This window comes from Pseudolysinimonas sp. (assembly GCF_039912695.1).
Classification (GTDB): Bacteria; Actinomycetota; Actinomycetes; order Actinomycetales; family Microbacteriaceae; genus Pseudolysinimonas_A.
Map to the genome: position 1 here is coordinate 355,970 of NZ_JBDSPJ010000022.1, position 22,499 is coordinate 378,468.

The window sequence follows — 22,499 nt, forward strand, 5'->3', positions numbered from 1 at the left end:
TGTTATTCACGGCAGGGCCTTTCTCGAGTAGAACGGAAGAGGAACGACACGGGCCGGAACGGCCGTGCCGCGAACGTCAATGCCCACCTCGGTGCCGACCGCTGCAAACGCGGGGTCGACGTACGCCATGGCGATCGGGATGCGGAGCGTCGGCGACAGCGCACCGGACGTCACCTCGCCGATCACCTCGCCATCCGCCAGGACCGGGTAGCCGGCTCGACCCGCACGCTTGCCGTCGGCTTCTAGACCGACGAGCACGCGGGCGCCTTCGGCCGGCCCGTGTTCGACGGCCTCTCGGCCGACGAACGGGCCCGGCTTGCTCAGCGCGACGACCCGGCCGATCCCGGCCTGCACCGGGAACGTCTCGGTCGAGAGTTCGTGGCCGTAGAGCGGCATCCCGGCTTCGAGGCGCAGAGTGTCGCGGGCCGCGAGTCCGGCGGGGGTTGCGCCGGCGGCGACCAGGTCGTTCCAGAGCGCCGGAGCGGCAGCGGCATCCAGGTAGAGCTCATAACCGTCCTCGCCGGTGTAGCCGGTGCGCGCGACGAGCACTGTCGCCTCCGCGTAGCTGCCCTCGGTGATCGCGTAGTACGACAGGTCCGCAAACGATGCCCTCAGCGCCGAGACCCGCTCGAGCACCTCGACCGAACGCGGACCCTGCACCGCGATGAGCGCGCACCGATCGGTGTCGTCGGTGACCGCGACGTCGAACTCCGCCCTGCGCTGCGCGAGCGCGGCCGCGACGACGTCGTGATTTCCGGCATTGGCGACGACCAGGAAGCGCTGCTCGTCGAGCCGATAGACGACGAGATCGTCGAGGATGCCGCCCCCTTCAGCCAGCAGCAGCGAGTACTTCGCGCGGCCGATCGTGATCGCCGACGCCGCTCCAGCCAGCGCGTAGTCGAGGAACGCGGCGGCATGGGTGCCCTCGACCATGAACTCGGCCATATGGCTCAGGTCAAAGAGACCGGCGCCGGTGCGTACCGACTCATGTTCGGCCAAGTCGGAGCCGTAGCGAACCGGCATCCGCCATCCACCGAAGTCGGTGAAGGCTGCGCCGACCGCGACATGGACGTCATGCAGCGGCGAATCGCGGGATGTGGGCTCGGAATCAGGCACGGAGTTCTCCATCGAATGAGTGGTGAGAACTCCCCCTCTGTCATGGTGCCTGAGAGTTTCGCGCCCCTGTTCAGCGGGGCGCTTTCACCGACGGCGGCTCGCCTAGGTTCGACGGGCTCTTTCCAGAGTGGCCTGCGCGATGCGGTACGTGTACCTGAGAGATTGGCGGGGAGGCTTGCTCCTTCGGTGTTCATCCGGGCGAACCGGTGAACTCTCCCGCATTGCGTGCGGCCCGATGTTCGATTGTGCGGCCAGCCTAGCGCCCGCTGCCTCGCCCACAACGGGGAACAGTCGCGGGACCCGCGTGCACCCACGATGATGGACAGGTGAGCACGACAACGTCGAACGTGCCGGATCGCGCGGATGCCGTCGTCATCGGTGCGGGACCGGGTGGCCTGGCCGCAGCAGCCGAACTTCAGCGGGCGGGGCTCCACGTCGTCGTCCTGGAGAAGGCCGACCAGCCCGGCTCGAGTTGGACGAAGCACTACGACCGGCTGCACCTGCACACCTCCCGCGGCCTGTCTGGCCTGCCGGGCTTCGGCATCCCGCGCCGCTACGGGCGCTGGGTCGCCCGTGACGACGTGGTGCGCTACCTCGGTGAGTACGCGAGCCTGCAGGGGCTCGACATCCATCTCGGTGTCAGTGCCGATCAGGTTCACGAACGCGTCGAAGGCTGGACCGTGAACTGGTCAAAAGGGTCGACGCAGGGCACGATCGCCACGAGTGTCGTCGTCGTGGCGACCGGGTACAACCACACGGCGAAGATTCCCGACTGGCCGGGTCTGAAGACGTTCACCGGCAAGATCGTGCACTCCAGCGAGTACCGCAACCCCGCCACGCTCGCCGCGAAGGATGTGCTCGTCGTGGGCCCGGGCAACAGTGGTGCCGAGATCGCGGCCGACCTCGCCGAGAGTGGCGCGAAGGTGCGGCTCGCCGTGCGCACGCCACCGAACATCTTTCCGCGGGCGGTGGCGGGCATCCCGAGTCAGGCTCTCGTCATCGCGATGGACTGGCTGCCCGTCAAGATGCAGGATGCCATCGCCGCGCTCATGCAGCGCGTGACCGTCGGCAATCTGACCAAGTACGGCATCCCGAAACCCCCGCGCGGGCTGGTCACCCAGATGCGTCGCGACGACGTCACCCCAACACTCGATGTCGGGATGCTGCCCGCCCTCCGCGCGGGGAAGGTCACCGCAGTCGCGGAGGTCACCGGATTCGACAAGGATGCCGTGCTACTCGGCGACGGCACCCGGATCACTCCCGACGCGGTCGTCGTTGCGACCGGTTTTCAGCGCGGACTCGAGCCGCTGGTCGGGCATCTCGGCGTCCTCGGCGCGAAGGGTCGACCCACTGTGAACGCTGCCGCGCAGTTGCCCGAGCATCCGGGGCTGTATTTCATCGGCTACTCGAATCCGCTGACCGGCAACCTGCGGCAACTCGGGATCGACGCCACGCGAATCGCGCGGGCTGCCGCGAAGTCCTGACACCGTCCCGAACGGAAAGCGGGTCGTCAGCGCGACTCTGCGCGCCGCTATGATCATGCTCAGTTAGCACCCAGGAGGGCACAGAACATGGCAGAACCGACGAGCCGTAGCGGCAAAAAGGTCGTTCAGGCGGATTCCGCACCGGCGACCGAAAAGCAGACAGCTTCGGCCGCCAGCGTCAGGGCTGAGGCCAACAAGCGTGTCAGCGAAGGCACCGGCTGGAAGGCCACGCCGGAGGCGAAGGCTTCGGCCGGCACCAAGCGCGTGATCGCCTGGATCCTGTGGATCGTCGCGATCGCCCTTGAGGCTGTCGGCATCTGGTACATGCTGTTCATCCTGCGCGGCACCAACGTCGACGGTGACCCGAACGTTCAGCCCAGCTGGTTCTTCTGGGCGCTGATCGGACTGCTGGTCGTCATTGGCATCCTGACGATCATCGGTTCGCAGCTGTGGAAGGCGGCCAACCAGGCCGACCCGGCCTCACGTCAGGACGGATTCCGCTTCTTCGTTCAGAACCAGCTCGGGGCGATCATCCCGCTCATCGCGTTCATTCCGATCATCATCGTGATCCTCCTCAGCAAGAACCTCGACGGCCGCACCAAGGGCGTCGCTGGTGCCGTGGGGGGCGTCCTGCTCATCGTTGCGGTGCTGCTCGGAATCTCCTACAACCCCCCGTCGCAGGAGGCCAACACTGAGACTGGCATCGTCAATGAGGGCCAGGTCGACGAGTACACGACCATCGTGCAGGAGCTCACCGGTGGCGACGACGTCGCCTGGACGCCGCAGGGCCACGTTTACCACCTCTGTGAAGACGTCCCCTCGCTTCAGCAGACTTCGCAAGACGCGGCCAACAACGTAGTCGTTCACGGCACCGTGGCCGACGCCCATGCAGCCGGTAAGGATGGCTTGACCCTTCAGGTCGACCAGGAGCTCGGCCAGTGCGGCCTGAGCGACCCGACCAACCTCGCGGACATCGACGCCGAGATCCACCAGCTGCGCGACGAGTACGCGGCGCAGCAGGCGTCGAACCCGGAACCCGCCAAAACCCCGTAACCGGCATCGCATCGATCGACGCCCCCTCCCTCTCGGGTCGGGGCGTCGATCCGTCTTCGGGATGACGTTGATCGATCCTGCGACGGTCGCTTTCCTCGACGTGCGTGCCGAGTCTTGAGTCATGTCACGATTCGACTCCGCCAATGTCGCCGCTACCGCCTTCGCGGGCGGCATCCTCCTGATCGCTCTCACCGGCTGCACCCAGATCGCCGACCTCGCACACAAGCAGCACCGGGAAGATTTCGCCACCTACGCCGCCGCAGCTAAAGGCTGGGTCGGGGTCGACATCCCGCCGTGGATCCCGGCCGACTCGAGGGGTATTCACAACCTGGCGACGACCGACGAGACCGTGTCGGTCGTGCGGGTCACGTCGCCGTCCGAACTGCCGTCGTCGTGCACGCTGGGTGCTCGGCACGGCATCCCGCAGCTCTCGGCAGACTGGTCGACCGAAGACTGGCCCGACGACGTGTACGCCTGCGGCGACTACGAGGTCATGCCGATGGATGGCGGTTGGCTCGGCTGGTTCGGCGCGACCGAGGTGGGACAGACCCCCGGCGGTTAGCCGGAACCGGAGTCCGGCTCGAGCAGGGTTGTGAGAGTCCGCCGCAAGGTGGCCGCATCTGGCTGCCCGAGACGGCGATCAGCCCGTGCGCTCAGTTCGCACGACACGACCGCTGCGGCGCGGCAGAACTCCGCGCCGCGTCGATCGAGCGTCACGACCGTCGCACGCTGGTCGGTGGGGTCGGTCTCGACGGTGACATAGCCCGCACGGTGGAGGTCACGCACGAGGATGCTCATCGCCTGTCGGCTGACGTTGGCGCGCCGCGCGAGATCGCTGATGCGAGTACCTTCCGGGTCGAGCCCGACGAAGACTGCGGAATGGGCGAGGTGTACCTCCGGATAGCCCTTCGACGCGAGGGCCCCGAACAGCTCCCCCATCAGTCGGGCCGACGCCTGAGACACCAGGAGTCCCAGATCGTTGCGCGCAGCATCGGCGAACTCGACCAGCGCATCCCCATACATAGGCAACCCTCTTGACAAATTAGGTAATGCGGTTGACAATTTGGGCAACCCGGTTTCCTACCGGACTTCATCGTAAGAGTGAGGCCCCCATGTCCACCACCACCGCCGTTCCCGCCATCGGAACCGAACTTCCCGACATCCCTCTGACCGCCGCGGATGGCACGGCGTCGACACTGCATCGCCAGACCGTCGGGCGGACTGTCATCTTCTTCATGCGGGCGAGCAACTGCCCGATCTGCCGCGCGCACGTTCGCGCCCTCGAGCGGATGCGCGACGCGGGGACGCTCGGCGACGCGACCGTCGTCATCGTGGTGCCCGGTGGCCGTTCCCAGGCCCCGACCGTGGCACGCCTCACCACACTCAAGGTCTGGGCATCCGGCGATCACCACGCCGATCTCGGGCTCGGCCGTTTCCTGATGCTCCAGCACAGTGGCACCTTCGTCGTGGACGCCGATGGGTCGATTCTCTCGGCCGTTACGAGTGCCCTGCCGACCGCCAGCTTCTCGAAGTCCGCGGTGATTGAAGCGCTGGGTCGCTAGCCGAACTTCGCATCGACCGGCGTCACGCTCCCGTTGGCCAAGACTCTTGACCGGGGTTGAGGCTGCCGAAGCGCACTAGCGGTTGCGTCTATCCCTCGCGCTGCGTGAGATGGACACTCACCGTGTCACCGGCGTGCTTGCCGATGGCATCCTGCACCGATTTCTTGATCGCCAACATGTGTCCGCCCTTGTGCGGCAACATCGACGTGGAGATGGTTTCACCATCGACCGTCGCGACAACCTTGATCGCCTTGCCCGTGCCGAGCACCGCATGTGAGTCGGTCATGATTGCGCACGTCCACTTGTTAGGCCCCATATCGCCCTGCAACACGGACGTGAACGAATGGTCGAGGGGCTGGGCGGTCGTCATGCGCTCAAGCTAGTGGCCAACTTAGCCGCTGTCTATGTGTGTGCCGCGGGCGCATCAGAGCTCCCCACCTTGTGGTCGGCCGTCAGCTTTTTTAAGCACTCAGCCCTTGCTCCTAGACGTTGAAGCGGAACTCGACCACGTCGCCATCCTGCATGACGTAGTCCTTCCCTTCGATGCGCGCCTTACCCTTCGCACGCGCTTCGGCGATCGAGCCGGTCGCGACGAGGTCGTCGAAGCCGATGATCTCGGCCTTGATGAAGCCGCGCTCGAAGTCGGTGTGGATGACGCCCGCGGCTTGCGGGGCCTTGTCGCCCTTGTGGATGGTCCAGGCACGCGACTCTTTCGGACCGGCAGTGAGGTAGGTCTGCAGGCCGAGGGTGTCGAAGCCGATGCGGGCGAGCTGGTCGAGTCCGCTCTCGGTCTGGCCGGTGCTCGCGAGCAACTCAGCGGCGTCGGAGTCGTCGAGGTCGATCAACTCCGACTCGAGTTTCGCGTCCAGGAAGACGGCCTTAGCCGGAGCGACGAGTGCGGCGAGCGCATCCTTCTTCGCGGCATCGCCGAGCACTGCCTCGTCCACGTTGAACACGTAGATGATCGGCTTCGCGGTCATCAGACCCAACTCGCGCAGCAGCGGCAGGTCGACGCCCTTCGCGCGTGACAGCGGTATGCCGTCGTTGAGCGCCTTCTGGGCGGCGAGCGCGGCATCCAGAACTGCGGGTTCCGTCTTCTTCCCACGCACCTCCTTCTCGATGCGCACGATCGCCTTCTCGAGGGTCTGCAGATCGGCGAGCGCGAGTTCGGTGGTGATGGTCTCGAGGTCGGATGCCGCATCCACCGCGCCGGCGACGTGGACGACATCCGGGTCATCGAATCCGCGCACTACCTGGGCGATCGCGTCGGCCTCGCGGATGGTGGCGAGGAACTGGTTGCCGAGCCCCTCCCCCTCTGAAGCGCCCTTCACGATGCCCGCGATGTCAACGAACGACACGGTCGCCGGCAGGATGCGTTCGCTGCCGAAGATCCCGGCCAGCACCTTCAACCGCGGGTCGGGGAGGTTCACGATTCCGACGTTCGGCTCGATCGTCGCGAACGGGTAGTTCGCCGCGAGCACGTTGTTCTTCGTGAGTGCGTTGAAGAGGGTGCTCTTGCCGACGTTGGGCAAGCCGACGATTCCGATGGTGAGTGCCACGGTGGACGAGCCTATCCGGCCCCAACTCTCACCCCAGCGCGGTGCTACCCACAGGGCGCAGTCATTGCGACGCCTGCGTGAGAGTTAGGCCGCCCGCGCGGCCGCAACTCTCGGCGCGATGAGCCGTTGTCGATGTCATGGCGATGAGGGGCCGGATTTCCGAGAGTTAGGTCGCGAAGCGGCGAGCCAAGCGGGCGGCGTCGGAGGGGCATGTCAGAGTCAGGACGTGCCGCTCGACTTCACCGCCATCGACTTCGAAACGGCGAACTCCTCAATGGCGAGCGCGTGCTCGGTCGGGCTGATCAAGGTGCGCGACGGTCAGATCGTCGATCGCATCGGATGGTTCATCCAGCCGCCGGCTCCGCACGACCACTTCATCGACTGGAACACCCGCATCCACGGCATCACGATCGACATGGTGCAGGGTGCCCCCACTTGGGTCGAGCAGATGGTCGACCTGATGGCGTTCATCGACGACGACCACCTCGTCGCCCACAACGCCGGCTTCGACATGGGCGTCATCAAGATGGCCTGCGCCGTGACCGGAATCGTTGCTCCGGCCTACAACTACTTCTGCTCACTCCAGATCGCGCGCAACACCTACACGCTCGACTCCTACCGGCTGCCGTCGGTCGCGCTGGCAGCGGGTTTCGAAGACTTCCCGCACCACGACGCGGTAGCGGATGCCGAAGCTTGCGCGGCGATCATCATCCACGCGGCCGATCGCTACGGAGCGATCGACGTTCCTGAACTCACCGCCATGTCGGGAGTGCGCATTTCGTCGATCGTCGCGCTTCCCACCGCCGCGACCGCTTAGTCCCGCGTGGACTCGTGCCGCTCGTTGCCGCGGCGGTAGTTGCCGGTCGCCCGAGCGAGTAGTTCCTGGTCGCGGACGTCATCCGTCCCCAGCATCGGGATCAGGCGTTCGGCACGCCCGCCGGCAATCGTGACCACCGGCCGGCCGCCACGACTCACGAGGACCCGACCGTCTTTCGTTACCCGGTATTCGAACGGATCGTCATCGAGACCCATCAGCGCGCCAGTTCAGTTGGTGGGAAAGCCCAGGTTGATTCCGCCGTGCGACGGGTCGAGCCAGCGCGAGGTGATCGCCTTCTGGCGGGTGAAGAAGTGGATGGCATCCGGGCCGTACGCCTTCGTGTCGCCGAAGAGGGAATCCTTCCAACCGCCGAACGAGTAGTAGCCGACCGGCACCGGGATCGGCACGTTGATGCCGATCATCCCGACCGTGACTTCGCGCTGGAACCGCCGCGCGGCCCCGCCGTCGTTGGTGAAGATTGCGGTGCCGTTGCCGTACGGCGAGGAGTTGATCAGGGCGACGCCCTCCTCGTAGGTGGCGACGCGGACGACCGAGAGCACCGGGCCGAAGATCTCGTGCCGGTAGACATCGGAGGTGACGGGCACCCGATCGATGAGGGTCGGGCCGAGCCAAAACCCAGCGTCGTCACCATCCACCGAGATGCCGCGACCGTCGACCACGAGCGTGGCGCCGTCGGTCACGGCGGTGTCAAGGTAGCCCGCCACCTTGTCGCGGTGCTCCTTCGTGATGAGCGGCCCCATGTCGCAGCCGCGGGTGCCGTCGCCCACCTTGAGTCCTGCCATCCGCGACACGATTTTCGGGATGAGGTCATCCGCAATGCCGCCGACGGCCACGACGACCGAGATCGCCATGCAGCGCTCGCCCGCGGAGCCGAATCCGGCGTTGACCGCGGAATCCGCCACCAGGTCGAGGTCGGCGTCGGGCAGCACGAGCATGTGGTTCTTCGCGCCGCCAAGCGCTTGCACGCGCTTGCCTGCCTTGGTGCCGGTCTCATAGACGTACTTCGCGATCGGGGTCGAGCCGACGAAACTCACCGCCGCGATCCCCGGGTGGGTGAGCAGAGCATCCACCGCCTCCTTGTCGCCGTGCACGACGTTGAACACGCCGTCCGGAAGCCCGGCCTCCTTGAGCGCCGCGGCCATCCACATCGCGGCCGACGGATCCTTCTCGGACGGCTTCAGGATGACGGTGTTGCCCACCGCGAGGGCGACCGGGAAGAACCACATCGGCACCATCGCGGGAAAGTTGAACGGGCTGATGATTCCGACGACGCCGAGCGCCTGGCGCAGCGAGTAGACGTCGACGCCGGTCGACGCGTTCTCGGTGTACTCGCCCTTCGCGAGGTGCGGGATGCCGCAGGCGAACTCGACGACCTCAAGTCCGCGGGCGACTTCGCCGAGCGCATCCGCGGTCACCTTGCCGTGTTCGCTCGTGAGGATGGCGGCGAGCTCACCCTTGCGTGCGTTCACGATCTCCCGAAACGCGAACATCACCTGCTGCCGCTTGGCCCAGGACGCCTCCGACCAGGCCGGGAAGGCTGCGGTTGCAACCTTCACCGCTTCGTCGACGTCGGCCGTTGACGCCAGCCGCACCTCGCGCTGGACGACGCCACGGGCGGGGTCATAGACGGGGGCGGTGCGGGTGCTTACTCCGCTGAACGCGGTGCCAGAAACCCAGTGATCGAGCACGGATGTAGCCATTCCGACAGGCTACGCGCAAGACATTTCGCGAACATTTTTCCTCGTTCTCGGATGGGCAGACCGAGGATGTCGGTCCTGCTTGCGACACTTCAGACATGGATGCGACTCTCACCCTGCTGATCGGCCTCGGCGCCGGTCTCGTGCTCGGCGTGCTCGGCGGTTGGCTGATCGCGCGCGCACGCCGATCGGATGCCACTGCTGCGACCGAGAACCTCATCTCGTTCCGCGAACGCACGGCTGCGGCGGAGTCCCTCGCCACTGCCCGCGGCGCGCAGATTGAAGCGCTGCTCGCCGAACAGCGTGCCCAACAGGCTCGCACCGAAGAAGACAACAAGGTTCTCCAGCAGCTGGCTCCCGTGCAAGAAACGTTGCGGCAAATGAGCGGCAAGGTCGCCGAACTCGAGCGCGACCGGGCGACCCAATACGGCGCCCTCACCGAACAACTCAGCGCCTCACGGGTGAGCGGCGAACAGCTCCGTGCGACGACGGAATCGCTCGCGTCCGCGCTGCGCAACAATGCAACCCGCGGAGTGTGGGGCGAGACGCAACTGCGCACCTTGGTCGAGTCGGCCGGGCTGATCAACCGCGTTGACTACTTCCTTCAGTCGACGATCGAGTCCGAGAGCGGCACGCGTCGCCCTGACATGGTGATCAACCTGCCCGGCGGCAAGTCGATCCCGGTCGACGCGAAAGTTCCGTACAACTCGTACATCGACGCGAGTGCCATCCCCGCGACCGCAACCGGCGAACAAGAGGCTCGTCGGCAGCAGCTTCTTGCGCAGCACGCAAAGCAGGTGCGCAACCACGTGGATGCGCTCGCCGGCAAGAGTTATTGGACCGGCCTTGCCGCCAGCCCCGACTTCACGATCGCCTTCATCCCGAACGAACCGCTGCTGGCCGCAGCGATGGAACAAGACCCGAGCCTGATGGAGTACGCGTTCTCGAAGCGCATCGTGCTCGCCAACCCCGCAACCCTGTGGGGGCTGCTCAAGACGATCGCGTTCACCTGGCAGCAGAACGTGCTGACCGAAGACGCCAAGACCCTGTTCGACCTCGGCAAGGAGTTGTACTCGCGCCTGTCGACCCTGTCGGAGCACGCCGACAAGCTGCGCCGATCGATCGAGTCGACCGTCACCAACTACAACCAGTTCGCGAGTTCGCTCGAGCAGCGAGTCCTCGTGACAGCCCGAAAGCTCGATGTGCTCGACGAGTCGAAGGTCATCGGAACCCCGGGCACGATCGAGACACAGCCGAAGTCGCTCAGTCAGATGGAGTTCGCGGCCCTCGACGAGACCGGTATCGGCCGGGCCGAACTCGACCTCGGGCTCGTCAACCTCGAAACCGAGGCGACGATCCGCAAGCCCAAGACGGCTTAGCCGGAAGTCGGTCGTACCGCCCGTACCGCCCAGGCGCGGGCGGTCAACTCGATCGGTCCCGTCGGAACGCTTGCCCGCAACTCGGCGCGGATGGCATCCCGAGTGAGATCGTCGACGCTCGCCAGATAACTCGGGGCGGCACCCTGCCCGCCGAGGAACGGTGTCCAGAGGTCGTCGAAATCGCGGAACACCGTCGGGATGACGATCTCGGTCGTCTCGACCGACTCGAAGCCTGCCGCTCCGAAACGTTCGGCGAGGCCGGCGCGATCCCAACCGGCGAAGCGGCGCGATTCGTCGAGCGACTCGGTGCGGCCGTCCACGGCTTCAGCCGCCGCCCAGAAGTGGGCCATCATCGCCATGCCCGGGTAGTCCCACACGTAGGCAGCGACCATCCCGCCCGGTCGCAGCACGCGATGTTGTTCGCCGATCGCTAGCGCGGCATCGGGCACGAAGTTCAGCACCAGCCCGGAGACCACGACGTCGAAGGACGCCCGACTGTAGGGGAGTTCGCGGGCGTCGCCGACGTCGAACGTGGCGGGTCGGTCCGCGAGACGGCGTGCGGCGAAGTCAGCGAACCCTGCCGAGGGGTCGATCCCGGTGACCGAAGCGGCGGCCGCCTCATCCAGAATCGCCTCGCTCAGAGCGCCGGTACCGCACCCGACATCGAGCCATGTCAGTCCAGCCGGTGCCGTCACCCAGCGCAGGAACTCCGACGCGACGTGACGACTCCACCGCCCGACATAGGGCTCGTAGTCACCTCCGACGGCCCAGGCGTCTTCCACCACGGATCGACCCTACGCCGCCACGGCGCTCTCGCGGCCTAACGTCCGACGGGGGTGCCTTCCGGCGTCTCTTCTAGGGGTGCCGCGAACTGCGCCTCGTAGAGCCGCGCATACGCGCCACCCTTGCCGATCAACTGTGCGTGGGTGCCCTGCTCGACGATCGCTCCGGCCTCCATCACGAGGATGAGGTCGGCATCCCGGATCGTTGAGAGCCGGTGAGCGATGACGAACGAGGTGCGCGCCTTGCGCAACTCTTGCATCGCGCGCTGCACGAGCAACTCGGTGCGGGTGTCGACCGACGAGGTCGCCTCGTCGAGGATGAGCACCTCGGGTCGCGACAGAAACGCCCGCGCGATCGTGATGAGCTGCTTCTCGCCCGCCGAGACGTTGGAACCTTCGTCGTCGAGCACGGTGTCGTAGCCGTCAGGCAGCACGTGTACGAATCGGTCGACATACGCTTGCGTCGCCGCTTCGAGGATTTCTTCCTCAGTAGCGTCGGGCCGACCGTAGGCGATGTTGTCGCGAATCGAGCCCTTGAACAGCCAAGTGTCTTGCAACACCATGCCGGTGCGATCCCGGAGGTCGCCGCGCGTCATCGTCGAGATGTCGACCCCGTCGAGGGTGATCTTTCCGCCGTCGAGTTCGTAGAAGCGCATGATCAGGTTGACCAGGGTGGTCTTGCCTGCCCCGGTCGGTCCGACGATCGCGACGGTGCTGCCCGGTTCTGCGACCAGCGACAGGTCGTCGATGAGCGGCGTCTCGGCGGCATACCGGAACGAGACGTGCTCAAAGGCCAGGCGTCCAGCCGTCGGCGCGGGCGACGCGGCGTCCAGCGGATCGGGCGACTGCTCCACGGCATCCAGCAGCTCGAAGACGCGCTCGGCGCTCGCGACGCCCGACTGCAGCAGATTAACGAGCGAGCCGAGTTGTGCAAGCGGCTGGGTGAACTGACGCGAGTACTGGATGAAGGCCTGCACGTCGCCGATCTTTATCGAGCCGCCGGCGACCAGGATTCCCCCGACGACAGCAATTGCGACGTAGACCAGGTTTCCGACGAACGTGGTCGCCGGCATGATGATGCCGCTGATGAACTGGGCGCCGAACGAAGCCTTGAACAGCTCCTCGTTCTTCTCTCCGAATCGGGCCTCGACCTCGCGGTGACGGCCGAAGACCTTGACCAAGGCGTGGCCCGAGTAGCCCTCCTCGATTTGCGCGTTGAGCTCCCCGGTGTGCTTCCACTGGGCGGCGAACAGCTTCTGCGACCGCTTGGCGATCACCACCGTGATGCCGAGGGTGAGCGGGATGGCGACCAACGCGATCGCGGCGAGCAGCGGCGAGATGAGGAACATCATCACGACCACGCCGATGACGGTGAGGATCGAGGTGAGCATCTGGCTCAGGGTTTGCTGCAGGCTCTGCGACACGTTGTCGATGTCGTTCGTGACCCGGCTGAGCAGCTCGCCGCGCGGCATCTTGTCGAAGTACGACAGCGGCAGGCGGTGGATCTTCGACTCGACGTCCGAACGCAAGCGGAAGACGGTGCGCTGCGTGATGCCGTTGAGTACGAATCCCTGCACGTACTGGAACACCGATGAGAACACGTAGAGCAGCAGCACGAAGCCGAGCACCACCTGGAGCGCGGAGAAGTCGATTCCAACGCCGGGCGTGAAGTCGATGTTGCCCAACAGGTCGGCTTGCTGCTGGTTGCCTTGGGCGACCAGCCCGGCGATGACTTCGGCCTTCGTGGGGCCGGACGGCATCTGGCCGCCGATGGCGCCACCGAAAATGATGTCTGTTGCCATCCCGAGCACCTTCGGGCCGGTGACGGACAGCAGGACGCTGATGGCGCCGAGCAGGACGACGAAGAACACGCCAATCGCTTCGGGGCGAAGTCGGCCGATGAGACGGCGCGCGGAGGGTCCGAACGTGATGCTCTTCTCGGTCGGCATTCCCATGCCACCGAACGGCCCGCCGCCACCCGTGCCACGCCGGGGCGGGCCTGCCGGACGTGCCGGAGCTTCTGACTTCTCGCTGTCGCTCATGCTGCTTCCTCGGCTGAGAGCTGGCTCGCGACGATCTCGGCGTACTCGGCCGACGTCGTGAGCAATTCCGAATGGGTTCCCCGTGCGACGATCGCACCGTGATCGAGCACGAGAATTTGGTCGGCGTCGATAATCGTCGCCACCCGTTGGGCGACAATGATCTTCGTCGCCTCCGGCACTGCCCTGGTGAGGGCGGCCCGCAAGCGTGCGTCGGTCGCGGTGTCGAGCGCCGAGAACGAGTCGTCGAAGACGTAGATCTCCGGACGCTTCACCAGGGCACGCGCGATCGCGAGGCGCTGACGCTGACCGCCCGAGACGTTGGTACCGCCTTGGGTGATGGGGGCATCCAGCTTCTCCGGCATTGCGTCGACGAAGTCCTTGCCCTGCGCCACCTCGAGGGCGGCCCACAGTTCGTCGTCGGTCGCATCCGGTTTGCCGTAGCGAAGGTTGCTCGCGATGGTTCCCGAGAACAGGTAGGCGCGCTGCGGCACGAGTCCGATGCGACCCCAGAGCAGGTCGGGGTCAACCTCGCGCACATCCACCCCGTCGATCAACACCGAACCCGTCGAGACGTCGAAGAGGCGCGGCAGCAGGTTGACGAGGGTGGTCTTGCCGGCCCCCGTGCTGCCGACGATCGCGGTGGTGGTCCCCGGTTTCGCGTCGAAGGTGAGCCCGCGCAGCACCGGGGAGTCGGCCCCCGGATACGAGAACTCGACGTCGCGTAGCTCGACCAGCCCGGTTCCGTGCAACTCAGTGACCGGAGCTACCGACGGCTTGACGCTCGACTCGGTTTCGAGCACTTGGCCGATCCGAGTGGCCGATACCGTCGCGCGCGGCAAGAGGAAGGCGAGGAAGGTCGCGAAGAGCACGGCCATCAAAATCTGCACAAGGTAGCTGAGGAACGCGATCAGCGAGCCGACTTCAAGGTCGCCGCTGTCGATCCGGTAGGCGCCGAACCACAGGACGGCGACACTCGACAGGTTGAGCACCAGAAACACAATCGGGAACATCAGGGCGAACAGCCGCCCGGCCCGCATCGCGGTGTCGGTCAGGGCTTCATTCGCGCCACCGAACCGAGCAGTCTCGACGGGCTCGCGCACGAAAGCGCGCACCACGCGGATGCCGGTGAGCTGTTCGCGCAAGATGCGGTTCACGCCGTCGATGCGCTCCTGCATCTTGCGGAACAGCGGCACCATCCGGATGATGATCAACCCGATCGCGACGAGCAGGACGGGAATGGCGACCACCATGATCCACGACAGGGTCGGGTCTTCGCGAATCGCGAAGATCACCCCGCCGATCGCCAGAATCGGGGTCGAGATGATCAGGGTGCACGTCATCAACACGAGCATCTGCACCTGCTGCACGTCGTTGGTGGTGCGGGTGATCAGCGACGGAGCACCAAAGCGCGAGACCTCTTGTTCGGAGAACTCGCCCACCCGGGCGAAGATCGCCGCCCGGAGGTCGCGGCCGAAGGCCATCGCCAGGCGCGCGCCGAAGTAGACGGCAACGATCGCGCAGATGATCTGCCCGAGCGTGACGGCGAGCATGATGCCGCCGACCTGGATGATGTAGTCGATCTTGCCCTGCGCGACACCGGTGTCGATGATGTCAGCGTTGAGGCTGGGCAACCACAGCGACGCAATGGACTGCGCCCCCTGAAAGACCAGCACGCCGACCAGCAGGGGCCAATACGGCTTGACGAACCGGACAAGAATCCGACCGAGCATCAGAGTTCTTCTTTCGTAAGGATCCCGCGGGCAATGAGCCCCGCGAGCACGTTATCGCCGAGATCCGGCGACATGGGGAGTGCCGACGCAAACGCCACCAGGCGCAGGTAGTCGGCGATCGTCTCGACCGGGAGGACGAGGCGATCGCGATGGGCGGCAAGCAGTTCTTCGAGGATGCCCGCGAGGCGCTTTTCGTCGTGGGCTCGGTGGTCGATGGGGGGACGTTCGTGAAGGCCAAGCACGATCACGGCGGAGACGACACCTCGGAAGTGCGCGTTGAGGCGGGAGATCAGCTGGGTGAGAATCTGCTCGAGCGGCAGGTCGTGATCGATCAAACGGAGGCTGGCCCACATCGGCAGCGGGTCGAAGATCTTCTCGATCGCGGCGTTGATGAGACTCTCTTTGTCGCCGAAAGCGCGGAAAACCGTTCCTTCTGCCACGCCAGCCGCCTCGGCGAGTTCGCGCGACGAGACCTCACGCCCGCGCTCCCGGAACAGCGGGACGACTGCGGCCAGGATGGCTTCGCGCCGGTCGTCGGGGGTCAGCGGACGCGCGCGCTCCCGCGAGAACTCCGCGACGTCGACGAACGCCTCTCCTGCTGTGACCACGCGGCGATCCTAAATGAGTGAGCACTCACTCCGCAAATCGACGGTGCTCAAAGCAAATCCGCGGCTTGTCCCCATATGATGATTTCATCATGTCACTAACTCGGAGCGAACGTCCGCTATACGAGGTGAAAGCCGGACTCTTCAAAGGCCTCGCGCACCCCTTGCGCATTCGCCTGCTCGAACTGCTCGCGGACGGCGACGAGCACAGCGTCGCCGAACTGCAACGCGAGACCGCGCTGGAGGCGTCGCATCTCTCGCAGCACCTGGCGGTTCTGCGACGCCATCGCCTGGTGGCATCCGATCGGCGGGCCAGCCACGTCTACTACCGCATCGCCGACTCCGACGTCGCCGAGCTACTCGCCGTCGCCCGGCGCCTGCTCAACGCCGTGCTGGTCGCCGAAGCCCGACAGTTGGGCGATGTCGCAGCACTGCCGCCGCTCGCTCGCCGATGAATCGGGCAGTCGGGTACCTCCGGCGTCTGCTCCCCGGACCCCGCGACTATGTCGGGCTTCGTCGATCCTGGCGACGTGACCTGCTTGCCGGGCTGACGGTCGGCATCGTGGCCCTGCCACTGGCGCTGGGATTCGGAATCTCCTCGGGCGCCGGCGCCGAAGCCGGACTCGTGACCGCGATCGTGGCGGGAGTGGTCGCGGCCGCCTTCGGTGGATCGAATGTGCAGGTCTCGGGACCGACCGGAGCGATGGTTGTCGTCCTCGCGCCGATCGTTGCGAGCCAGGGCCTGGCCGCCGTCGCGATCGTCAGCATGATGGCCGGGGTGATCGTACTCATCGCCGGCGCGTTGCGCCTGGGTCGTGCGGTTTCGGTCATCCCGTGGCCGGTGCTCGAAGGCTTCACCCTCGGGATCGCGGTGATCATCTTCCTGCAGCAGGTGCCGGCTCTCGTCGGTCCGACCGAGCACGGTGCGGTGCACGGCAACGCGATCGTTGCTGCCGTGTCAGCGATCGCGACGGGGGACCTCGGCTACCTGCCGTGGTCGCTGGGCGCGGTCGCGATCGTCGCAGCGTCGATGCTGCTGCTTCCCCGGCTCCACCCAGCGATCCCCGGGTCTTTGGTCGGCATCGTGCTGGTCACGCTCCTCGCGCTGGTCGTGCCGAGCCCGCTGTCGATCATCGGCGCGCTCCCGCACCCGCTGCCGATGCCGACCATCCCGGCGTTCGACGCCTCTCTGCTCAGCCAGCTCGCGATGCCTGCGCTGACGGTCGCCGCGCTCGCGGCCATCGAGTCGCTGCTCTCCGCACGCGTAGCGGCGTCGTTGGCCGACACCGGCCCCTTCGACCCCGACCGGGAACTTGTCGGTCAAGGTCTCGCCTCGATCGTCGCCGGCCTATTCGGCGGGATGCCGGCGACCGGAGCGATCGCCCGCACGGCGGTTAACGTTCGCTCCGGCGCGATGACCCGGGTCGCGGCCGCCGCGCATGCCCTCGTCCTTCTGCTCATCGTGCTGGTCGCCGCGGACCCGGTGGGACGCATCCCCCTCGCCGCCCTCGCCGGGGTGTTGATGGTCACCGCATTCCGCATGGTTCACCTCGCAACCGCGCGATCGATCCTGACGTCGACCCGGGCGGATGCGGCGGCATTCGTGATCACAGCCGTCATCACCGTCTCCGTCGACCTGATCGTGGCCATCGTGATCGGGATGATCGTGGCCGGCATCTTCGCCCTCCGCGCGCTGTCGCGGTCAACCAGCATCCATCGCGAACCGATCGAGGGCGATGCGCAGCCCGGCGACGAGCGGATCGCGATCGTTCGCCTTGACGGGTCGCTCTTCTTCGCGGCCGCCGATCGCATCCTCGACACCGTCACCGGTCTCGACGGGGTCTCAGTGGTCATCCTGCGGATGTCGCAGATCGAACTCGTCGATGCGACCGGTGCTCACGTGCTCACCGAGATCGTCCACCGTCTTGAGGCGCGCGGGGTGACGGTGCTGATCAAGGGGGTGCGACCGGGTCACACCCAACTGTTTCGAACTGTCGGTGTGCTGGCGGCACTTCGTGACCAGCGCCACCTGTTCGACGAGCTACCCGCCGCCGTTGCTCACGCGCGAAGTCACGTCGCCCGCGAGCAGGCGCTGGGTGGCTAGTCTTCGCCGAGCCACTTCTCGACGAGGTGATCGGCGATCACCCGGCGGATGGTGCCCGAGCGGGCGCGCAGCACGATGCTCTCGGTGCGCAGGATCGGACCCTTGCGTTCGACGCCGCGCACCAGACCCCCGTCGGTGACCCCGGTCGCGACGAAGAACGTGTTGTCGCCCGTGACCAAATCGTCGGCTTCGTAGACCTTGTCGAAGTCGAGGCCGGCTGCAGCGCCCTTCTCGCGCTCGGCATCCGTCTGCGGGTAGAGGGTCGTCTGGATGAACCCGCCCAGCGCCTTGATCGCGCACGCGGTGGCGACACCCTCGGGACTCCCCCCGATGCCGACGCACATGTCGAGTCGACTGTCGTAACGGGCGGCGTTGATTCCGCCCGCGACATCGCCGTCGAGCAGCAGCCGCGTACCTGCGCCCGCGGCGCGGATTTCGTTGATGAGCTGTTGGTGCCGCGGGCGATCGAGCACCCCGATGAGCATTTCGTCGAGCGACTTCTTCTTAGCCGCAGCGAGCGCCCGGATGTTCTCTCCGATCGGCTGCCGAATGTCGAGCACCCCGATGCCTTCGGCCCCCGCGACGAGTTTGTTCATGTAGAACACGCTCGACGCATCCAGCATCGCGCCCCGGTCGGCGGCGGCGATCATCGAGATCGCGTTGCTGCGTCCGGCCGCGGTGAGCGAGGTGCCGTCGATCGGGTCGACCGCGATGTCGCACTCCGGTCCTCGGCCGTTGCCGACCACTTCGCCGTTGAACAGCATCGGCGCCTGGTCTTTCTCGCCCTCACCGATGACGACAGTGCCGGCGAAGTTGACGGTGCCCAGAAACTTGCGCATCGCATCCACCGCAGCTCCATCGGCCGCGTTCTTGTCGCCGTGCCCGATGAAGGGGAACGCGCGGATGGCGGCAGCCTCGGTGGCCCGCACCAACTCCATCCCGAGGTTGCGGTCGGGGTGGAGGAACAGGGTTGCGGTTTCGGCATCCGCCATGGGGGCATCCTCGTCGTCGTGAAATACGGTCAGGACGCGCACCTCGGTGGCGGGGAGGGCGCCCGACCAGCCTACCGAGCCTCGGTAGGCTCGACCCATGCCCATCGCAACCCCTGACCAGTACGCGCAGATGCTCGACACCGCCAAGAAGTCGGGATTCGCCTTCCCGGCCGTCAACGTCTCGTCCTCGGCGACGATCAACGCCGTGCTGCAGGGCTTGAGCGAAGCGGGGTCTGACGGCATCATCCAGGTCACGACCGGCGGTGCCGACTACTTCGCGGGGCAGACCGTCAAGGCTCGCGCATCGGGCGCCCTCGCCTTCGCCGCCTTCGTGACTGAGGTAGCTAAGAACTATCCCGTGACGGTCGCACTACACACCGACCACTGCGCGAAGGACGCGCTGCCCGGCTTCGTCGAGCCCCTCATCGCCGCCTCCGAGGCGGCCGTGAAGGCCGGCGGCAACCCGATCTTCCAGTCGCACATGTGGGACGGTTCGGCCGTACCGCTGGCCGAAAACCTCGAAATCGCGAAAGAACTGCTGCCCCGGCTGAAGGCGATCCATGCCGTACTCGAGGTTGAGATCGGCGTCGTCGGCGGCGAAGAGGATGGCGTCAGCCACGAGATCAACGAACGCCTTTACACGACACTGGATGACGCGATCGCGCTCGTCGAGGCCCTCGGCCTCGGCGGCTCTGCGGGCTACCCCCAGGGTCGCTACATGGCCGCGCTGACGTTCGGCAACGTGCACGGCGTCTACGCTCCGGGCAACGTCAAACTCAAGCCGGAACTGCTCGACGAGATCCAGAAAGGTCTCGAAGCGAAGTACGGCACCGGGCCCAAGCCGCTCGACCTCGTCTTTCACGGTGGGTCAGGATCGTCCGACCAGGACATCGCCGACGCGGTCTCGTACGGCGTGATCAAGATGAACATCGACACCGACACCCAGTACGCGTTCACCCGCTCGATCGCCGACACGATGTTCAAGAACTACGACGGCGTGTTGCACGTCGACGGCGGGGTCGGCAACAAGAAGATCTACGACCCGCGGGCCTGGGGCAAACTCGCCGAGACGGCGATGGCGGCACGGGTGGTCGAAGCGACCCACCAGCTCGGCAGCGCGGGCCACAGCATCAGCTCGAAATAGCGAGCAGCCCGCCGCGCCTTTCCTACCGGGTTGATCACAACCCCGGTAGATCACAACTCCGGTTGATCGGCCGCCGGCAGGTTGAAGGTCAGCCGCAGAAACTTGTCGTCGCTCCAGGCGAGGTCGTCGACGCTCCCCCGAAGGGCGAGGTAGTAAGGCGCGAGGTGCATGACGCGCCGACCTTCCGGGAGTTCGATGTCGAGTTTGACACCGACAGCCGTGGAGCCGTCCGGTTGGGCACGCAGTTCCACCAGCAGCGAACCGGCATCCGTTCCTGGCGTGCGAAGGATGGCGCGCAGAAACGCGCGCAGTGCCGTGCGTTGGGAGGAACGCATCCGACCCGCTTGGCGATCGGGGTCAACGACCACGATCCGGTCGCGCGCCACCGCGTCGAGCCAGCTGAGGTTGGACTGAGCGACCAGATCATCGCGCAGCTGCCGCGCGAATTGCCCGGCGAGGTCGCGGTCGGCGGGTGTGACAACGCCGCTTTGTGCGAGACCTTCGATGAAAGTTCCCGCACGAGAAATGAGTCCCTCGAGTCGCCGCCGCTCCAACTCCTCACCTCGGGAGCTGTGGGTCAGGTCAAGCGACAACAGGCTCTGCGTGCGCTTCTCGAGGAGTGGCAGGGTTCGGCCCACAACCGCGGCCGCGAATGCCGCCGTCGCGACGATCCCGCTGATGAGCGCGGCGGCGATGATGACCGCGGTGCTGACCGGCCCCCATACCGAGGCTTCGGCGCGCACCTGAAGGTACGCGAACGGCACCGCAACCACGACGACCGTGCCCCCGATCGCCAGGAGCGTGCGAACGGGAAGGTACGGCCCCAGGCTCGCGAGCACGAGCGCGAGCCCGAAGGGAGCCCACCACAGTTCGATCGCCACAGGGACGGTCGAGTACCCGACGGCCGAGAACCCGAACCCGATCGTGCCCACCGCGACGGCCGCAATCGCCCCGCGCCAACCCAGTCGGGCGCGCATGGGACGGGTGAAGAAGTGGATCAGAACACACGCACCGGTACAGAGGAGGACACCGATCACCTGAAGCAGCAGGTTGGGACCCGTCGTCCCGTTGATCACGACGAACGTTCCGCCGTACAGCAGGGTGAGAGCGCCGAAGGCGAGCGGCACCCATTGCCCGGTAAACCAGCTCAGGGGGTGGGCCTGCTGAGCGGAGAGGCGCCAGATGCGCCGATCGAACCTGAGCGACGTCACGCCGGAACCCCCCGAGTCGCCGGAGCAGAGATCACGACGGAGGTTCCCTCACCCGGCGCAGACCAGATCTTCGCGGTACCGCCGACCGCCGCCATCCTGGCTATCACTGAGGCACGCAGTCCCAGCCGATCGCCCGCGACAGAACCCAGGTCGAAGCCGGAGCCAGGATCGGTCACCATCACCGTCACCGACCCCGCCTCGGCGATCACCTCGAGCTCGGCCGTCGTGGCACCGGAGTGGCGCACGACATTCTCCAGACTGGCCCGCACCGCCGCGAGAAGGGCCTCGGTCACCTCGGCCGTCACCTGGAATCGCGCCGACGGCGCGCTGGTCAGATGCATGCTGAGCCCGCGCCATTGGAACTCGGTCGCGATCCGGGCGAGCTCGTGGCGCAACTCGCGGTCGCCATCCCCGGGGGTTGGGGTGCGCGCCGTCGCCGTGATCCAGTCGGCCCCGCGCACGGTCTCCAGGTCGGCGAGCAGGCGTTGGCGAGCGACGTCGTCCAGCCGCTCGGGAGCATTCATCACGACAGCCAGATCGTTGAGCAACGTGTCGTGAACGACGGCAGTTGTGAGCCGAGCGAGGTCTTCACCGTGCGCGATCGAGAGAGTCTCGGCTTCGAGGTCGTCGAAGTTGGGCACGCTCTTGCGGATGCGCCCCTGGATCGCGGCCACCGTCAGGTACACGATTGTCGACACCCCGAGCACGATGATCGGCCCGAAGCCGGGGGCATACGGAAGCCCGACGATGGCAAACGAAACGAGACCCACCACCAGCGACACCGCGAAGCCGACCAACGTCCACGCGATGCCGATCAGGGGGCGGGATGCCGGAATCCCGACCATCACCAGCACCAACGAGGGGCGGTTCACGAGGTACGGGCTGGCCGCGATGAGCCCCGGGTCTGAGGTCAGAAGCAACACTTCGTAGCCCATGCCCGCAAGCCCCGCGCCCGCGAGAAAGAGCAGCACCACCCATCGCCGCGGTCGAACGGCGACCGCCGCGACACCGCCAAGCACGACTCCGAGCAGGAGCAGCGCGAGGGGCAGATCGGAAGCGCGCTCGCGGATGATCAGCGTCTCGACCAGCACCGGAACGGTGAGCAGCACAATGACGGCAGCGACCGCCCAGCCGGTGACCGACATCGCCCCGGTGATAACGGCCGAGGCCGTCTCGCGGGGCAGGATGCCGACGCGCATCC

Annotated in this window: 22 protein-coding genes and 1 riboswitch; of the genes, 9 read left to right on the top strand and 13 right to left on the bottom strand. The window is 66.4% G+C overall.

Annotation, left to right across the window (positions count from 1 at the left end; genetic code table 11):
- Positions 1-6: 6 nt before the first annotated feature.
- The gene (gcvT, locus tag ABIR17_RS10065) at positions 7-1,128 is read right to left on the bottom strand and encodes a glycine cleavage system aminomethyltransferase GcvT (protein ID WP_348004240.1); all 1,122 of its coding nucleotides are present in this window, start codon (positions 1,126-1,128) and stop codon (positions 7-9) included.
- A gap of 120 nt (positions 1,129-1,248) precedes the next feature.
- A riboswitch (glycine riboswitch) is annotated at positions 1,249-1,345 on the bottom strand.
- Positions 1,346-1,442: 97 nt separating this feature from the next.
- Here gcvT and ABIR17_RS10070 point away from each other — a divergent pair.
- The 3 genes from ABIR17_RS10070 to ABIR17_RS10080 all read left to right on the top strand — a co-directional run bounded on the left by ABIR17_RS10070 (position 1,443) and on the right by ABIR17_RS10080 (position 4,215).
- A complete protein-coding gene (locus ABIR17_RS10070) occupies positions 1,443-2,600 on the top strand; it encodes an NAD(P)/FAD-dependent oxidoreductase (protein WP_348004241.1) in 1,158 nt (385 codons plus the stop codon).
- A gap of 87 nt (positions 2,601-2,687) precedes the next feature.
- Entirely contained in the window at positions 2,688-3,653 is a 966-nt protein-coding gene (locus ABIR17_RS10075; protein WP_348004242.1) for a hypothetical protein, read from the top strand.
- 121 nt (positions 3,654-3,774) lie between these two features.
- Positions 3,775-4,215 (top strand): hypothetical protein, encoded by a 441-nt coding sequence (locus tag ABIR17_RS10080; RefSeq protein ID WP_348004243.1) that lies wholly within the window; start codon positions 3,775-3,777, stop codon positions 4,213-4,215.
- Here ABIR17_RS10080 and ABIR17_RS10085 read toward each other — a convergent pair.
- Positions 4,212-4,676, bottom strand: a complete 465-nt coding sequence (locus ABIR17_RS10085) for a MarR family transcriptional regulator (RefSeq protein ID WP_348004244.1) — start codon at positions 4,674-4,676, stop codon at positions 4,212-4,214. The genes ABIR17_RS10080 and ABIR17_RS10085 overlap by 4 nt on opposite strands.
- Before the next feature lie 89 nt (positions 4,677-4,765).
- On the opposite strand from ABIR17_RS10085, the gene ABIR17_RS10090 reads away from it, so the two are divergent.
- Positions 4,766-5,215, top strand: coding sequence for a redoxin domain-containing protein (locus ABIR17_RS10090; RefSeq protein WP_348004245.1), 450 nt, complete (start codon positions 4,766-4,768; stop codon positions 5,213-5,215).
- 88 nt (positions 5,216-5,303) lie between these two features.
- Here the strand turns inward: ABIR17_RS10090 and ABIR17_RS10095 are convergent, their stop codons facing one another.
- Both ABIR17_RS10095 and ychF read right to left on the bottom strand, forming a co-directional pair.
- Entirely contained in the window at positions 5,304-5,585 is a 282-nt protein-coding gene (locus tag ABIR17_RS10095; RefSeq protein ID WP_348004246.1) for a DUF1905 domain-containing protein, read from the bottom strand.
- 112 nt (positions 5,586-5,697) lie between these two features.
- On the bottom strand, positions 5,698-6,774 hold the full coding sequence (ychF, locus tag ABIR17_RS10100; RefSeq protein ID WP_348004247.1) for a redox-regulated ATPase YchF: 1,077 nt from the start codon (positions 6,772-6,774) through the stop codon (positions 5,698-5,700).
- A gap of 226 nt (positions 6,775-7,000) precedes the next feature.
- On the opposite strand from ychF, the gene ABIR17_RS10105 reads away from it, so the two are divergent.
- A complete protein-coding gene (locus ABIR17_RS10105; RefSeq protein WP_348004248.1) occupies positions 7,001-7,591 on the top strand; it encodes a 3'-5' exonuclease in 591 nt (196 codons plus the stop codon).
- On the opposite strand, the gene ABIR17_RS10110 is transcribed toward ABIR17_RS10105, so the two are convergent.
- Both ABIR17_RS10110 and ABIR17_RS10115 read right to left on the bottom strand, forming a co-directional pair.
- The gene (locus ABIR17_RS10110) at positions 7,588-7,806 is read right to left on the bottom strand and encodes a hypothetical protein (RefSeq protein ID WP_348004249.1); all 219 of its coding nucleotides are present in this window, start codon (positions 7,804-7,806) and stop codon (positions 7,588-7,590) included. The genes ABIR17_RS10105 and ABIR17_RS10110 overlap by 4 nt on opposite strands.
- A 12-nt stretch (positions 7,807-7,818) precedes the next feature.
- Positions 7,819-9,312 carry a CoA-acylating methylmalonate-semialdehyde dehydrogenase gene (locus tag ABIR17_RS10115; RefSeq protein WP_348004250.1) on the bottom strand — a complete coding sequence of 498 codons (1,494 nt, stop codon included), beginning with the start codon at positions 9,310-9,312 and terminating at the stop codon, positions 7,819-7,821.
- 95 nt (positions 9,313-9,407) lie between these two features.
- Between ABIR17_RS10115 and ABIR17_RS10120 the strand changes: the two genes are divergently transcribed.
- Positions 9,408-10,688: a DNA recombination protein RmuC gene (locus ABIR17_RS10120; RefSeq protein WP_348004251.1), complete on the top strand. Its 1,281-nt coding sequence runs from the start codon at positions 9,408-9,410 to the stop codon at positions 10,686-10,688.
- Here the strand turns inward: ABIR17_RS10120 and ABIR17_RS10125 are convergent.
- Genes ABIR17_RS10125 through ABIR17_RS10140 form a run of 4 tightly spaced genes read right to left on the bottom strand, consistent with a single transcriptional unit; the run spans position 10,685 to position 15,850 of the window.
- Positions 10,685-11,473, bottom strand: coding sequence for a class I SAM-dependent methyltransferase (locus ABIR17_RS10125; RefSeq protein WP_348004252.1), 789 nt, complete (start codon positions 11,471-11,473; stop codon positions 10,685-10,687). The two genes, ABIR17_RS10120 and ABIR17_RS10125, sit on opposite strands and share 4 nt — an antisense overlap.
- Positions 11,474-11,508: 35 nt before the next feature.
- Positions 11,509-13,512 (bottom strand): ABC transporter ATP-binding protein, encoded by a 2,004-nt coding sequence (locus ABIR17_RS10130; RefSeq protein ID WP_348004253.1) that lies wholly within the window; start codon positions 13,510-13,512, stop codon positions 11,509-11,511.
- The gene (locus tag ABIR17_RS10135) at positions 13,509-15,242 is read right to left on the bottom strand and encodes an ABC transporter ATP-binding protein (protein WP_348004254.1); all 1,734 of its coding nucleotides are present in this window, start codon (positions 15,240-15,242) and stop codon (positions 13,509-13,511) included. The genes ABIR17_RS10130 and ABIR17_RS10135 overlap by 4 nt, the downstream gene beginning before the upstream one ends.
- A complete protein-coding gene (locus ABIR17_RS10140; RefSeq protein WP_348004255.1) occupies positions 15,242-15,850 on the bottom strand; it encodes a TetR/AcrR family transcriptional regulator in 609 nt (202 codons plus the stop codon). The genes ABIR17_RS10135 and ABIR17_RS10140 overlap by 1 nt, the downstream gene beginning before the upstream one ends.
- A gap of 89 nt (positions 15,851-15,939) precedes the next feature.
- Here ABIR17_RS10140 and ABIR17_RS10145 point away from each other — a divergent pair, with 89 nt between their 5' ends.
- Both ABIR17_RS10145 and ABIR17_RS10150 read left to right on the top strand, forming a co-directional pair.
- Complete coding sequence (locus ABIR17_RS10145; protein ID WP_348004256.1) at positions 15,940-16,302, top strand: metalloregulator ArsR/SmtB family transcription factor; 363 nt, start codon at positions 15,940-15,942, stop codon at positions 16,300-16,302.
- Positions 16,299-17,951, top strand: coding sequence for a SulP family inorganic anion transporter (locus ABIR17_RS10150; protein ID WP_348004257.1), 1,653 nt, complete (start codon positions 16,299-16,301; stop codon positions 17,949-17,951). The genes ABIR17_RS10145 and ABIR17_RS10150 overlap by 4 nt, the downstream gene beginning before the upstream one ends.
- Here ABIR17_RS10150 and glpX read toward each other — a convergent pair.
- The gene (gene glpX, locus ABIR17_RS10155) at positions 17,948-18,943 is read right to left on the bottom strand and encodes a class II fructose-bisphosphatase (protein WP_348004310.1); all 996 of its coding nucleotides are present in this window, start codon (positions 18,941-18,943) and stop codon (positions 17,948-17,950) included. The genes ABIR17_RS10150 and glpX overlap by 4 nt on opposite strands.
- Before the next feature lie 97 nt (positions 18,944-19,040).
- Between glpX and fbaA the strand changes: the two genes are divergently transcribed.
- Positions 19,041-20,087, top strand: coding sequence for a class II fructose-bisphosphate aldolase (fbaA, locus tag ABIR17_RS10160; RefSeq protein WP_348004258.1), 1,047 nt, complete (start codon positions 19,041-19,043; stop codon positions 20,085-20,087).
- A 50-nt stretch (positions 20,088-20,137) separates the two neighbouring features.
- Here the strand turns inward: fbaA and ABIR17_RS10165 are convergent, their stop codons facing one another.
- Together ABIR17_RS10165 and ABIR17_RS10170 are read right to left on the bottom strand one after the other, a co-directional pair.
- Positions 20,138-21,298 carry a hypothetical protein gene (locus tag ABIR17_RS10165; RefSeq protein ID WP_348004259.1) on the bottom strand — a complete coding sequence of 387 codons (1,161 nt, stop codon included), beginning with the start codon at positions 21,296-21,298 and terminating at the stop codon, positions 20,138-20,140.
- Positions 21,295-22,497, bottom strand: a complete 1,203-nt coding sequence (locus tag ABIR17_RS10170; protein WP_348004260.1) for an ATP-binding protein — start codon at positions 22,495-22,497, stop codon at positions 21,295-21,297. Before ABIR17_RS10170 ends, ABIR17_RS10165 begins: the two co-directional genes overlap by 4 nt.
- Positions 22,498-22,499: the final 2 nt, after the last annotated feature.

What these genes read in the sequence shown, in the direction of transcription:
- ABIR17_RS10120 (WP_348004251.1), top strand. Translation starts at nt 9,408, where the DNA reads ATGGATGCGACTCTCACCCTGCTGATCGGCCTCGGCGCCGGTCTCGTG.
- ABIR17_RS10110 (WP_348004249.1), bottom strand. Translation starts at nt 7,806, where the DNA reads ATGGGTCTCGATGACGATCCGTTCGAATACCGGGTAACGAAAGACGGT.
- ABIR17_RS10075 (WP_348004242.1), top strand. Translation starts at nt 2,688, where the DNA reads ATGGCAGAACCGACGAGCCGTAGCGGCAAAAAGGTCGTTCAGGCGGAT.
- ABIR17_RS10145 (WP_348004256.1), top strand. Translation starts at nt 15,940, where the DNA reads ATGTCACTAACTCGGAGCGAACGTCCGCTATACGAGGTGAAAGCCGGA.
- fbaA (WP_348004258.1), top strand. Translation starts at nt 19,041, where the DNA reads ATGCCCATCGCAACCCCTGACCAGTACGCGCAGATGCTCGACACCGCC.
- ABIR17_RS10085 (WP_348004244.1), bottom strand. Translation starts at nt 4,676, where the DNA reads ATGTATGGGGATGCGCTGGTCGAGTTCGCCGATGCTGCGCGCAACGAT.
- ABIR17_RS10095 (WP_348004246.1), bottom strand. Translation starts at nt 5,585, where the DNA reads ATGACGACCGCCCAGCCCCTCGACCATTCGTTCACGTCCGTGTTGCAG.
- ABIR17_RS10150 (WP_348004257.1), top strand. Translation starts at nt 16,299, where the DNA reads ATGAATCGGGCAGTCGGGTACCTCCGGCGTCTGCTCCCCGGACCCCGC.
- ABIR17_RS10115 (WP_348004250.1), bottom strand. Translation starts at nt 9,312, where the DNA reads ATGGCTACATCCGTGCTCGATCACTGGGTTTCTGGCACCGCGTTCAGC.
- ABIR17_RS10130 (WP_348004253.1), bottom strand. Translation starts at nt 13,512, where the DNA reads ATGAGCGACAGCGAGAAGTCAGAAGCTCCGGCACGTCCGGCAGGCCCG.
- ABIR17_RS10080 (WP_348004243.1), top strand. Translation starts at nt 3,775, where the DNA reads ATGTCACGATTCGACTCCGCCAATGTCGCCGCTACCGCCTTCGCGGGC.
- ABIR17_RS10135 (WP_348004254.1), bottom strand. Translation starts at nt 15,242, where the DNA reads ATGCTCGGTCGGATTCTTGTCCGGTTCGTCAAGCCGTATTGGCCCCTG.
- ABIR17_RS10170 (WP_348004260.1), bottom strand. Translation starts at nt 22,497, where the DNA reads ATGCGCGTCGGCATCCTGCCCCGCGAGACGGCCTCGGCCGTTATCACC.
- ABIR17_RS10090 (WP_348004245.1), top strand. Translation starts at nt 4,766, where the DNA reads ATGTCCACCACCACCGCCGTTCCCGCCATCGGAACCGAACTTCCCGAC.
- glpX (WP_348004310.1), bottom strand. Translation starts at nt 18,943, where the DNA reads ATGGCGGATGCCGAAACCGCAACCCTGTTCCTCCACCCCGACCGCAAC.
- gcvT (WP_348004240.1), bottom strand. Translation starts at nt 1,128, where the DNA reads ATGGAGAACTCCGTGCCTGATTCCGAGCCCACATCCCGCGATTCGCCG.